Genomic DNA, 12,375 nt, shown 5'->3' on the forward strand with positions numbered 1-12,375 from the left:
CGGCGCGTGCGTTGGGTAGAATGTGCGCCGTTTTGGCCCGCCGCCTTGCGGTGCCGGCCGGTTTCCGTTCCCTCGTTGCGGTTGAGGTATCCAGCTACAGACCGCCGATTCTTATAAGAGTCACAGATGCAAAACCTGATCGTTGCTGTCGTTGCCTACCTGATCGGTTCGGTGTCGTTCGCCGTGATCGTGAGCGCCGCCATGGGGCTCGACGACCCGCGCTCCTACGGCTCGGGCAACCCGGGCGCGACCAACGTGCTGCGCAGCGGCAGCAAGACGGCCGCAATTCTCACGCTGATCGGCGACGCCTTCAAGGGCTGGCTGCCGGTGTGGTTCGTCGTGCATTTCGGCGCGCGCTACGGGCTCGACGATACCTCGGTGGCGATCGCCTCGGTCGCCGTGTTTCTGGGCCACCTGTACCCGGTGTTCTTCCGTTTCAAGGGCGGTAAGGGCGTGGCGACGGCCGCCGGCGTGCTGCTCGCGATCAACCCCATTCTCGGCGTGGCCACGCTGCTCACCTGGCTGATCGTGGCGTTCTTCACGCGCTATTCGTCGCTGGCAGCGCTGGCTGCGGCGGTGTTCGCGCCGATCTTCGACGGCTTTCTGTTCGGGCCGCACATCATCGCGCTCGCCATTGTCGTGATGAGCTCGCTGCTCGTGTGGCGTCATCGCGGCAACATCGGCAAGCTGATGCGCGGCGAGGAAAGCAGGATCGGCGACAAGAAGAAGGCGGCGGCCGCGGCCGGCGTGGGGGCGGGCAAGGAACGTTGAACGGTTGCCCAGCGCCGGCTGCGGCTTGGGCCCGGCGCTGAGTCGATAGGCGCCTGTAAGCGTCGGTCAGCCTCGACAAATAGACCTTAATCGCGGAAATTGTTGAAGTCGAGCGGCGTGTCGGTCACGTCCTTGCGCAGCAAGGCGATCACGCTTTGCAGATCGTCGCGCTTTGCGCCGGTGACGCGCACGGCGTCGCCCTGAATGCTCGCCTGGACCTTGATCTTGCTGTCCTTCACAAGGCGCACGATTTTCTTCGACAGATCGCCCGACACGCCTTTCTTGATCTTGATGACCTGCTTGACCTTGTCGCCGCCGATCTTCTCGATCTTGCCATAGTCGAGAAAGCGCACGTCCACATTGCGCTTGGCCATTTTCGAGAGCAGCACGTCTTTCACCTGGCCGAGCTTGAAGTCGTCGTCGGCATAGGCGGTGATCTCGTTTTCCTTGTGTTCGACGCGCGCGTCGGACCCTTTGAAGTCGAAGCGGGTTGAGATTTCCTTGTTGGACTGCTCGATCGCGTTCTTGACTTCGATCATGTTCGCTTCGCAGACGACGTCAAACGATGGCATTGCATTCTCCCAATAGTGCGGCGGTGCGCGACGCGGCCGGCGGCTCGTCGCGAGGCACTCGCTATAATCACGGACCGACGTCATTTTACCGACGCCACCCTCATTTGCCCAACGCCGCCGCGCGGGCCCCGCAGCCCGCAGCAGTTTCGTCAGTCGTCAACGCTCTATTCCGATGTCCCAATCCGATTCCGCCGAGTTTATTGCCGGCTTTCCGCTGAAGGCGCATAACACCTTTGGTTTCGATGTCCGCGCGCAATGGGCGTGCCGCATCGAGCATGAAGCGCAGTTGCTCGCCGCGGCGAACGATCCGCGCGCGGCCGGTTTGCCGCGGCTCGTGCTGGGCGGCGGCAGCAACGTCGTGCTGACGCGCGACTTCGCGGGACTCGTGCTCATCGTTGCGCTGCGCGGTCGCCGCGTCGTCGGCGAGGACCCCCAGGCGATCTATGTCGAGGCGGCTGCCGGCGAGTCGTGGCACGAGTTCGTGGCATGGACGCTGTCGCAAGGCTTGCCGGGTCTCGAAAACCTCGCGTTGATTCCGGGCACGGTCGGCGCGGCGCCCATTCAGAACATCGGCGCGTACGGGCTGGAAATGTGCGAGCGCTTCGCATGGCTGCGCGCCGTCGAGCTGGCGTCAGGCAACACCGTCGAGCTGGACGCGCGGGCCTGCGCATTCGGCTATCGCGACAGTTTTTTCAAGCGGGAAGGGCGCGGCCGTTTCGTCATCACATCGGTCACCTTCCGTTTGCCGAAGGTGTGGCAGCCGCGAGCGAGCTATGCGGATCTCGCGCGGCAACTGGCGGCCAACGGCTATGAGGCGGGCGGCGAGGAACCCGACGCACGGGCCATTTTCGACGCGGTGGTCGCCGTGCGGCGCGCCAAGCTGCCCGATCCGCTCGAACTGGGCAACGCGGGCAGCTTCTTCAAGAATCCGGTGATCGGCGCCGACCAGTTCGACGCGCTGAAGCGCCGCGAGCCGGATATCGTCTCGTACGCGCAGCCGGACGGACGTGTGAAGCTCGCAGCCGGCTGGCTGATCGACCGATGCGGCTGGAAGGGCCGTTCAATCGGCGCAGCGGCCGTCCACGAGCGTCAGGCGCTCGTGCTCGTCAATCGCGGCGGCGCGAGCGGGGCAGACATGCTGACGCTTGCGCGTGCGATCCAACATGACGTCATGGAGAAATTCGGCGTCGAGCTGGAAGCCGAGCCGGTTTGCTTGTGAGCGCGCGAACTCGTGTGCTCGTGTGCTCGTGATCGCGTGAGGCGAACTGCATGAATTGGCCGAGGTTTGAGTCGCACATGAAAAAAAGGCGCCGGAGTGTCCTCCCGGCGCCTTTCTTTTTGGCCTGTTTATTGCGCTGGCGTTCGATGCCTGCGCCGGCGCAGGCGACAAACGCACCCCCGCCGGAGCGTTTTGGCCAAGCCTTGCCGGCGCTAGCGCCTAGCCGCGCTGACGACGCGCGTTCTCTGCGATCCGCATACGCAGCGCATTGAGCTTGATGAAGCCGCCGGCGTCGGCCTGGTTATAGGCGCCGCCGTCGTCGTCGAACGTGGCGATGGTCTTGTCGAACAGCGTTTCCTTCGAATCGCGGGCGACAACCGAGACGCTGCCCTTGTACAGCTTCACGCGCACCCAGCCGTTGACCTTTTCCTGCGTGTGGTCGATCAGCACTTGCAGCGCGCGGCGCTCCGGGCTCCACCAGTAGCCGTTATAAATCAGCGACGCGTAGCGGGCCATCAGGTCGTCCTTCAGGTGCGCGACTTCGCGGTCGAGCGTAATCGACTCGATGCCGCGGTGCGCCTTGAGCATGATCGTGCCGCCCGGCGTTTCATAGCAGCCGCGCGACTTCATGCCGACGTAGCGGTTTTCCACCAGGTCCAGACGGCCAATGCCGTGCTTGCCGCCCAGGCGGTTCAGTTCAGTCAGCATTTCCGCTGCCGACAGACGTTTGCCGTTCAGCGCGACCGGATCGCCGTGTTCGTATTCGATGTCGACGTATTCGGGCTGATCGGGTGCCGCTTCCGGCGACACCGTCCAGCGCCACATGTCGGCCTCGGCTTCCGCTTTCGGGTCTTCCAGGTGACGGCCTTCGAACGAGATGTGCAGCAGGTTCGCGTCCATCGAGTACGGCGCCCCGCCTTGCTTGTGCTTCATTTCGATCGGAATGCCGGCTTTTTCGGCGTAAGCGAGCAGCTTTTCGCGCGACAGCAGGTCCCATTCGCGCCACGGCGCGATCACCTTGATGCCCGGTTCGAGCGCGTAGTAACCGAGTTCGAAGCGAACCTGGTCGTTGCCCTTGCCGGTTGCGCCGTGCGACACGGCCTGCGCCCCGGTGGCGCGGGCAATCTCGATCTGGCGCTTGGCGATCAACGGACGCGCGATCGACGTGCCCAGCAGGTACTCGCCTTCGTAAATGGTGTTGGCGCGGAACATCGGGAACACGAAATCGCGCACGAATTCTTCGCGCAAGTCTTCGATAAAGATGTTTTCCTGCTTGATGCCCAATTGCAGGGCCTTCTTGCGCGCCGGTTCCAGCTCTTCGCCCTGGCCGATGTCGGCCGTGAACGTGACGACTTCGGCGTCGTAGTTGTCCTGCAACCACTTCAGGATGACGGAGGTGTCGAGGCCGCCCGAATAGGCGAGCACGACTTTCTTGATATCGCTCATGATGAACTCGTAGCTGGAGAAAGCGGGAACACAAGGCGCGCCGGCGGTTCCGGAGCGCGGAAAACAACTATTTTGACACTAAATCGGTGGGAGTCCGCGTTTTTGGCGTCCGGTGGTGCAGTTTGCCGGCGCGCTGCGAGGAGCGCTGCGGCTTCACGCGCGGCTGCGACCGCCAGGCGGCGCACGTCCCCTCGCGGTCGAGGCCCCGTCGCGCCAGACGCCGCCGCCGCGGCAAGGCGCTCGAACTCAGTGGTTGAGCTTGCCGAGCAGCAGATATTCCATCAACGCCTTTTGCACATGCAGACGGTTTTCCGCTTCGTCCCACACGACGCTTTGCGGACCGTCGATCACCTCCGCGCTCACCTCTTCGCCGCGATGGGCCGGCAGGCAGTGCATAAAAAGCGCGTCCGGATGAGCGCGCGACATCATTTCCGCGTCGACGCACCAGTCGGCGAAGGCTTTTTTGCGCGCTTCGTTTTCGGCTTCGAAGCCCATGCTGGTCCACACGTCGGTGGTGACGAGATCCGCGCCTGCGCACGCTTCGTTCGGGTCGTCGAATTCCTCGAAAAACGGCGCGCTTTCCGCCGCGACGAGCGCGCGGTCGAGCTTGTAGCCGGGCGGCGTGGAGAGGCGCAGCCTGAAGCCGAGAATCTGCGCCGCTTCGATCCACGTGTAGAGCATGTTGTTGGCGTCGCCGACCCACGCGACCGTCTTGCCGCGAATCGGACCGCGATGCTCGAAGTACGTGAAGATGTCGGCCAGCACCTGGCACGGATGATATTCGTTCGTCAGCCCGTTGATCACCGGCACGCGCGAGTTTTCGGCGAAGCGCTGGATGATGTCCTGACCGAACGTGCGGATCATGATGATGTCGACCATGCGCGAGATAACCTGCGCCGCGTCTTCAATAGGTTCGCCGCGCCCTAGCTGGGTGTCGCGCGTGCTCATGAAGACGGCATGGCCGCCCAACTGGAAAATGCCGGCTTCGAACGACAGGCGCGTGCGCGTCGAATTCTTTTCGAAGATCATGGCGAGCGTGCGGTCGTGCAGCGGATGGTAAGTCTCGTAGTTCTTGAACTTGCGCTTGAGAATTCGCGCGCGCTCCAGCACGTACTCGTAGTCGTCTAGCGAGAAATCCTTGAACTGCAGATAGTGGCGAATTTTCTTGGCGGTCATGAAACAAATACGGCGGTCTCACCCGGTAGGAGTGCCGGACGGCGCCGCCGTCGTTTTGTGGTAACTCAATGCAGCATAAAGGATTTCGCCTCGTTTGACGAGTCGGCCAAAAGGCCGGGTAAGGCCCGGGAAAGCGGTTTGAAAGTCTCGCTGCGCTGTCGGAACAAGCTTGTGTGCAGTGCGGAAAAACACTCGCTGCGCTATAATCTGCGGGTTCTTCCAAGGCCCAGCAGGCCGGTGCCTGGCTCGTCGGGGCACGGCATCGCTAGCGCCGTTCGCAAGGCCGGTTCGTGGTGCACACGGGTCGCCGCTGCACGCGCGGCGCCGCGCGCGGCACGCGTCAAAGCCGCCACACCGCGGTCAGCGTAGGGCCGCCCGTCCTGCACAGTTACGGTCTGCGCGGTGCGGGCGCTCCCGATCGGCGCATGGAGGCCGGGCACACGGCGGGCACAAAGCGGGCACAAAGCGGGGCACAGCGCTTTACAGTCCGTCTATTGTTTGCTGTCGCCGTCTTCCGCTGGGCAGTCACACAGGTATTTCTACATGGCCGAAGCAGCTCCAACCGAATACTTCATTCAGGGCATCACGTCGACGGGAAAAAGATTCCGGCCGAGCGACTGGTCGGAGCGTCTCGCGGGTGTGATGTCGGCATTTGGACCGGGCGCGAAGAAAGGCCCGAACGCTTACATGCAGTACTCGCTGTATGTCCGGCCCACCATGATTGGTGACCTGAAATGCGTGATTCTCGATTCCCGTTTGCGTGACATCGAACCCATGGCGTTCGATTTCGTCATGAACTTCGCGAAAGACAACGACCTCGTGGTGACCGAGGCCTGCGAGCTCGAACTCGAGCATGCGCCCCCGCCGCAAGCGAAGCGGCACATCATCTGAGGCAAGGCGAGCAGGCTCGCCGCAAAGCAAAACCCGCAATCGGCGGGTTTTTTTATGCGCGGCGGTGGCGGTTCCGGCGGCGGCGAGCGACGACGCGCAAATGCAGCGCAAATGCAGCGCAAACAAAAAAGCCCGCCAAAGCGGGCTTTCATGCGCAGCGGAAACAGGAGGTAGCCCGCCGGAGCGGGCTGACCGGAATTACTGTGCTGCGGACGCCTGCAGACCCTTGATGGCTGCGGCGAGGCGGCTCTTATGGCGAGCCGCCTTGTTTTTGTGAATGATCTTCTTGTCGGCAATGATGTCGATGGTCTTCGACGATGCCTGGAAGATTTCAGCGGCCTTAGCCTTGTCGCCGGCGTCGATCGCCTTGCGCACTGCCTTGATAGCCGTGCGGAACTTCGAGCGCAGTGCCGAGTTGTGCGAGTTTGCCTTGGCGGCCTGGCGGGCGCGCTTGCGTGCTTGTGCGGAGTTAGCCATGACGGTTCCTTATCCTGTTCCTGTTTCCAGTACCTGACCTTCAAGTGGTGAGGCGCTGCTTTTAGATCCGAACTCTTGGAAGCGATTGTCCAAGAGCGCAAAAGTGTCGAAAGAGATCGAACTAAAAACGATCGAACTACTACGCGAAGCCGGGCCCGCGTTTGCGGCGCCATGTTCCGGCATGTAGGGAGGAATGGGCGGCAGCTGCAGGTAACTACTGCAGGCAACTTCGTGCCGACCTGGACCTCATCCGGAAGCCGTCCGCGAACGTTCGACAACTGAGCGAGCTTCGAAACCGGCGATTATAGCAACAAAATCAGGGACGTGGCAACGGAAATGCACTAGAGCGCCAGCGCCTCCGAGCTGCGGGCGCTGCAAGGTTCGGCCGCCGGAACTTTGCTCAGGGACGCGGCCGGCCGCGCGCCGCGCACCCCGCGGACAAGAAAATCCAGCGGATTTCGCCGCCGCCGCCGAACGTCTGCGAGCCAAACCGGTCCGAATCGCTTCCTGGCTCGTCGTCCGCCTTTGCGGCACCCGTATAATAAGCGCCCCATGAATCTATTCCGAGCCCTGCTGACGGTCAGCGGCTTCACGCTGTTGTCGCGCGTGACCGGACTGGCCCGCGAAACGCTGATCGCTCGCGCGTTCGGCGCCAGTCAATACACTGACGCGTTCTACGTCGCCTTCCGCATTCCCAATCTGCTGCGCCGCATTTCCGCCGAAGGCGCGTTTTCGCAGGCCTTCGTGCCGATCCTCGCCGAGTTCAAGAACCAGCAGGGACATGACGCGACCAAGGCGCTCGTCGACGCCACGTCGACGGTGCTCGCCTGGGCGCTCGCGGTGCTGTCGCTTCTCGGCGTGCTGGGCGCCTCGGGCGTGGTGTTCGTGGTCGCCTCCGGCCTTGCTCACGAAGGCCAGGCCTACGCGCTCGCGGTCGCCATGACGCGCATCATGTTCCCGTACATCATCTTCATATCGCTGACGTCGCTCGCGTCCGGCGTGCTGAATACGTACAAAAACTTCTCGCTGCCCGCGTTCGCGCCGGTGCTGCTGAACGTATCGTTCATCGTGGCCGCGGTGTTTGTGGCGCCGCGCATGCATACGCCGGTCTACGCGCTCGCGTGGGCGGTGATCGCCGGCGGCCTGCTGCAGTTTCTCGTGCAACTGCCTGGTCTCAAGAAAATCGACATGGTGCCGCGCATCGGGCTCAATCCGCTGCGCGCGCTCGCGCATCGCGGCGTGAAGCGTGTGCTCTGGAAAATGGTGCCGGCGATGTTCGCGGTGTCCGTCGCGCAGATCAGTCTCATCATCAATACGAATATCGCGTCGCGCATCGGGCCGGGCGCCGTGTCCTGGATCAATTACGCCGACCGGCTGATGGAGTTCCCGACCGCGCTCCTCGGCGTCGCGCTCGGCACCATCCTGTTGCCGAGCCTTTCGAAAGCGCACGTCGACGCCGACCCGCACGAATATTCCTCGCTGCTCGACTGGGGCTTGCGCGTCACGTTTCTGCTGGCCGCGCCGAGCGCCGTCGCGCTGTTTTTCTTCGCCGAGCCGCTGACGGCCACGCTGTTTCACTACGGCAAGTTCGACGGCAACGCGGTCGTGATGGTGGGGCGCGCGCTGGCGGCTTATGGCGTCGGCCTCATCGGCCTCATCCTGATCAAGATTCTCGCGCCCGGTTTCTACGCGAAGCAGGACATCAAGACGCCGGTGAAAATCGGTATCGTCGTGCTGCTTCTCACGCAGTTGAGCAACTACGTATTCGTGCCGATTTTCGCGCACGCGGGGCTCACGCTGAGCGTCGGGCTTGGTGCTTGCGGCAACGCGCTGCTGTTGTTCCTCGGCCTGCGCAAGCGCGGCATCTATATGCCGTCGAGCGGCTGGCTCAAGTTCTTCGTGCAGTTGCTCGGCGCGTGTCTCGTCCTCGCGGGTGCCATGCATTGGCTGTCGCGCAGCTTCGACTGGATCGGCATGCATGACCGGCCACTCGACCGTATCGCGCTGCTCGCGGCCTGCCTCGTGCTGTTTGCTGCGCTATATTTCGGTATGCTTTGGCTGATGGGCTTCAAGTACGCGTATTTCAAAAGGCGAGTGAAGTGATCACGATGACGCGAGTTCTCGACTATTTCAGCACGCTCGTCGCCGAAGACGACAGTTTGCCGCTGACCGAGGCGGCGCTCTCGCTCGCGCAGGACGCTTACCCCGACCTCGATCTGCAAGGCACGCTGGCCGAGATCGACGAGCTCGTGGTGCGCCTGCAGCGCCGCATGCCGGACGACGCCGACATTCGCCAGAAGGTCGGCATTCTGAACCGGTTTTTCTTCCGCGAACTCGGTTTCGCCAGCAATCTGAACGACTATTACGATCCGGACAACAGCCACCTGAACGCGGTGCTCAAGCGTCGCCGCGGCATTCCGATTTCGCTCGCGGTGCTGTATCTGGAGATGGCCGAGCAGGTCGGGATTCCGGCGCGCGGCGTGTCGTTTCCCGGCCATTTCCTGCTGCGCGTCACCACACCCGACGGCGACGTCATGCTCGACCCCACCAGCGGACATTCGCTGTCGGAGTCCGAAATGGTCGACATGCTGGAGCCCTATGTGGCCTCGGCCGGCGAATCGGTCAGCCGGGCGCTGCGCATGCTGCTGCAGCCGGCTACGCGGCGCGAGATCATCGCGCGCATGTTGCGCAATCTGAAGTCCACTTACTTGCAGACGGAGCGCTGGCAGCGTCTGCTTGCCGTGCAGCAGCGTCTCGTGATTCTGCTGCCCGAGAGTATCGAAGAAGTCCGCGACCGCGGCTTCGCGTACGCGCGCCTCGATTATCTGCGCCCGGCGCTCGAAGACCTCGAGCGTTATCTCGGCGAATGTCCGGATGCGGAAGACGCAACGGTCGTCGAGTCGCAATTGCAGGAATTGCGTCAGCGCACGCAGCACAACGAAGGCGATTAGCAACCGGCACTTGCTGCTTTCGGGCGCGTTAATACCGAACGCCTGCACATGCTTCATGTGCAGGCGTTTTTCGTTGGCCCGGATTGCAGTGGAGTGCAATGCGCTGCGCCGCTTCGCTCCGCGCGGAAAAAGCGGCGTGCGGCGCAAATGGGCTTACTTTGGCTGCATCCGGATCGCGCCGTCGAGACGGATCACCTCGCCGTTGAGCATCGGATTGTCGAAAATCTGCTTCGCGAGCATTGCGTATTCCGCCGGTTTGCCGAGGCGCGGCGGGAACGGCACCATGGCACCGAGGGCGTCCTGCACCTCTTGCGGCATGCCGAGCAGCATCGGCGTTTCGAAGATGCCCGGCGCAATCGTCATCACGCGGATGGCGTTGCGCGACAGGTCGCGTGCGATGGGCAGCGTCATGCCGACCACGCCGCCTTTCGACGCCGCGTAGGCCGCCTGGCCAATCTGGCCGTCGTAGGCAGCAACCGAAGCCGTGTTGATGATCACACCGCGCTCGCCGTTTGCATTGGGCTCGTTCTTCGACATCGCGGCGGCCGCAAGCCGAATCATGTTGAACGTGCCGATCAGATTGATCGAGATGGTGCGCGTGAACGAGTCGAGCGGATGCGGACCGTCCTTGCCGACGGTCTTGGCGGCGGGCGCCACGCCCGCACAATTGACGAGGCCGCGCAGCGTGCCGAGCTTCGTCGCCGCCTCGACTGCCCGCGTCGCGTCGTCTTCGCGGCTCACGTCGCATTTGACGAAGACGCCGCCGAGTTCTCCCGCCAGCGCCTCGCCCGCGTCCTGGTTCAGATCGGCAAGCACGACCTTGCCGCCGTTCTCCGCGAGAAGACGCGCCGTGGCGGCGCCGAGGCCCGAGGCGCCGCCGGTGATCAGGAATGCGTTGTCACGAATCTCCATCTCTGCTCCTTTGCTTGATGCGGTAAATAAAGTCCAGATTGAATCGCTTGTCGATCATGGATGATCCCACATCGTCATCGCCGAGGAGCAAATTAAAACGATCGTGCGGAAGGGCGTGAAGAACGCAGTCGAGCGGGCAATAAAAAACCCGCCGGAAGAGGGCGGGTTTCGTTTGCCTGTGAGGGCCGAAGCGTTGGATTACTTCAGCGCCTCGAACACGCGGTCGCGGATTTCCTCGACCGTGCCGAGGCCCGAGATGCGGCGGTATTGCGGTGCCTTCAACGACGTCGTGGCGTCGCCGTTCTTTGCCCAGCCGTTGTAGTAGTCGATCAACGGCTTGGTTTGCGCTTCGTACACCTGCAAGCGCTTCTTGACCGTTTCTTCCTTGTCGTCCTCGCGCTGGATCAGCGGCTCGCCCGTCACGTCGTCGAGACCTTCGACCTTCGGCGGATTGAACTTCACGTGATACGTGCGGCCCGACGCGGCGTGCGAGCGGCGGCCGCTCATCCGCATGATGATCTCGTCGAACGGCACGTCGATTTCCAGCACGTAGTCGATCGCGACACCCGCCTGCTTCATTGCTTCGGCTTGCGGGATGGTGCGCGGAAAGCCGTCGAACAGATAGCCGTTGGCGCAGTCCGGCTGTTGCAGACGCTCTTTCACGAGGTTGATGATCAGCTCGTCCGTGACGAGTTCGCCCGCGTCCATGAAGCGCTTCGCCTCGAGACCGAGCGGCGTGCCGGCCTTGACGGCCGCGCGCAGCATGTCGCCGGTGGAAATCTGCGGAATGCCGAACTTTTCCTTGATGAAGTTTGCCTGAGTGCCCTTGCCCGCGCCGGGTGCACCCAAAAGGATCAAACGCATGTGTATCTCCAGATCTATGTGAATTCTTGGTGGCGCTGCAGCCATCCTACGAGGGGCGAGGGACCCGCGTCGGCTGCCGCTTCGCATTTCGCGCTGCACGTCGAGGACGGCGCTGCAGAAACACGTGCGGTGCGACCGGGCAAACCCTGGCTCTCGCTAACAACAGGAGGCGCGCACAAGCGTCCGATTATGCCACGGGTTTTTGCGCTCAAGACCCGAATAAAGCCCGCACACGCGCGAGATCCGCAGGCGTGTCGACGCCCGGAAGCGGCATCTCGGGCGTGACCAGAACCGCGATGCGCTCGCCGTGCCACATCGCGCGCAATTGCTCGAGCGCTTCGACCTGTTCGATCGGCGAGATCGCGAGGTCGGGGTAGCTGCGCAGGAATTTGGCGCGATACGCATACAGCCCGATGTGCCGATGAACCACTGCCGGCGCGGGCGGCACGGGCATCGACGCGACGTCGGGCCAGTGCGGCTGGTAGGCGTCGCGCGCCCAGGGAATCGGCGCGCGCGAAAAGTAAAGCGCGACGCCGCGCGCGTCGAGCACGACCTTGACGACGTTCGGATTGAAGATTTCCGCGGCATCGGCAATGGGATGTGCCGCGGTCGCGATCGCGCAATCGCTGCGCGCCGCGAGGTGCGACGCGACGCCGCACACGAGAGACGGATCGATCAGCGGTTCGTCGCCTTGCACGTTGACCACGATCGTCTCGTCGCTCCAGCCGAATTGCGACGCGACTTCGGCGAGACGGTCGGTGCCCGACGGATGATCGGCGCGCGTCAGCACTGCTTCGAAACCATGTTCGCGGGCGGCGTCGAGCACCGACTGCGCGTCCGACGCGATCAACACCTGCTGTGCGCCCGACTCGCGTGCGCGCTCGGCGACCCGTACCACCATCGGTTTGCCGCCGATATCGGCGAGCGGTTTGTTGGGCAGGCGGGTCGACGCGAGGCGCGCCGGCACGACGGCGATGAACGGAGGCGTGACGGTGTCGATGTGGTTCATCGGAGAGGGCAAAGGTGAGAATGCAGGAGGTGGGTCGGCGACGACGGCCGCGACGTCGGATCAGCAACGACGCCGCCGCCAGGAGCC

12 protein-coding genes are annotated in these 12,375 nt (G+C 63.3%); 5 read left to right on the top strand and 7 right to left on the bottom strand.

Translation table 11 applies throughout. From position 1 onward, the window contains the following. Positions 1 to 126: 126 nt before the first annotated feature. Entirely contained in the window at positions 127 to 771 is a 645-nt protein-coding gene (plsY, locus tag ACEN8U_RS17395; protein ID WP_015003615.1) for a glycerol-3-phosphate 1-O-acyltransferase PlsY, read from the top strand. Positions 772 to 857: 86 nt separating this feature from the next. Here plsY and ACEN8U_RS17400 read toward each other — a convergent pair whose 3' ends face one another. Further along, positions 858 to 1,343, bottom strand: coding sequence for a YajQ family cyclic di-GMP-binding protein (locus tag ACEN8U_RS17400; RefSeq protein ID WP_013589450.1), 486 nt, complete (start codon positions 1,341 to 1,343; stop codon positions 858 to 860). A gap of 172 nt (positions 1,344 to 1,515) precedes the next feature. Between ACEN8U_RS17400 and murB the strand changes: the two genes are divergently transcribed. Continuing rightward, positions 1,516 to 2,562 carry a UDP-N-acetylmuramate dehydrogenase gene (gene murB / locus ACEN8U_RS17405; protein WP_015003614.1) on the top strand — a complete coding sequence of 349 codons (1,047 nt, stop codon included), beginning with the start codon at positions 1,516 to 1,518 and terminating at the stop codon, positions 2,560 to 2,562. A 219-nt stretch (positions 2,563 to 2,781) separates the two neighbouring features. Here murB and ACEN8U_RS17410 read toward each other — a convergent pair whose 3' ends face one another. Both ACEN8U_RS17410 and argF read right to left on the bottom strand, forming a co-directional pair. After that, positions 2,782 to 4,008 carry an argininosuccinate synthase gene (locus ACEN8U_RS17410; protein ID WP_015003613.1) on the bottom strand — a complete coding sequence of 409 codons (1,227 nt, stop codon included), beginning with the start codon at positions 4,006 to 4,008 and terminating at the stop codon, positions 2,782 to 2,784. A 246-nt stretch (positions 4,009 to 4,254) separates the two neighbouring features. After that, a complete protein-coding gene (gene argF, locus ACEN8U_RS17415; RefSeq protein WP_013589447.1) occupies positions 4,255 to 5,184 on the bottom strand; it encodes an ornithine carbamoyltransferase in 930 nt (309 codons plus the stop codon). Positions 5,185 to 5,727: 543 nt separating this feature from the next. On the opposite strand from argF, the gene ACEN8U_RS17420 reads away from it, so the two are divergent. Beyond that, positions 5,728 to 6,075, top strand: coding sequence for a DUF3579 domain-containing protein (locus ACEN8U_RS17420; RefSeq protein ID WP_013589446.1), 348 nt, complete (start codon positions 5,728 to 5,730; stop codon positions 6,073 to 6,075). 198 nt (positions 6,076 to 6,273) lie between these two features. Here ACEN8U_RS17420 and rpsT read toward each other — a convergent pair whose 3' ends face one another. Then, complete coding sequence (gene rpsT, locus ACEN8U_RS17425; RefSeq protein WP_013340322.1) at positions 6,274 to 6,552, bottom strand: 30S ribosomal protein S20; 279 nt, start codon at positions 6,550 to 6,552, stop codon at positions 6,274 to 6,276. Between the two features lie 552 nt (positions 6,553 to 7,104). Between rpsT and murJ the strand changes: the two genes are divergently transcribed. Beyond that, on the top strand, positions 7,105 to 8,655 hold the full coding sequence (murJ, locus tag ACEN8U_RS17430; protein WP_015003612.1) for a murein biosynthesis integral membrane protein MurJ: 1,551 nt from the start codon (positions 7,105 to 7,107) through the stop codon (positions 8,653 to 8,655). A 5-nt stretch (positions 8,656 to 8,660) separates the two neighbouring features. Then, on the top strand, positions 8,661 to 9,503 hold the full coding sequence (locus tag ACEN8U_RS17435) for a SirB1 family protein (protein ID WP_013589444.1): 843 nt from the start codon (positions 8,661 to 8,663) through the stop codon (positions 9,501 to 9,503). Between the two features lie 153 nt (positions 9,504 to 9,656). Here the strand turns inward: ACEN8U_RS17435 and ACEN8U_RS17440 are convergent, their stop codons facing one another. From ACEN8U_RS17440 to kdsB, 3 genes are all read right to left on the bottom strand, one after another. Continuing rightward, a complete protein-coding gene (locus ACEN8U_RS17440) occupies positions 9,657 to 10,415 on the bottom strand; it encodes a 3-hydroxyacyl-CoA dehydrogenase (RefSeq protein ID WP_015003610.1) in 759 nt (252 codons plus the stop codon). A 198-nt stretch (positions 10,416 to 10,613) separates the two neighbouring features. Continuing rightward, a complete protein-coding gene (gene adk / locus ACEN8U_RS17445; RefSeq protein ID WP_013589442.1) occupies positions 10,614 to 11,279 on the bottom strand; it encodes an adenylate kinase in 666 nt (221 codons plus the stop codon). 208 nt (positions 11,280 to 11,487) lie between these two features. Beyond that, positions 11,488 to 12,288, bottom strand: a complete 801-nt coding sequence (gene kdsB, locus ACEN8U_RS17450) for a 3-deoxy-manno-octulosonate cytidylyltransferase (protein ID WP_015003608.1) — start codon at positions 12,286 to 12,288, stop codon at positions 11,488 to 11,490. Positions 12,289 to 12,375: the final 87 nt, after the last annotated feature.

The organism is Paraburkholderia phenoliruptrix (assembly GCF_047325075.1).
GTDB classification, from domain to species: domain Bacteria; phylum Pseudomonadota; class Gammaproteobacteria; order Burkholderiales; family Burkholderiaceae; genus Paraburkholderia; species Paraburkholderia phenoliruptrix.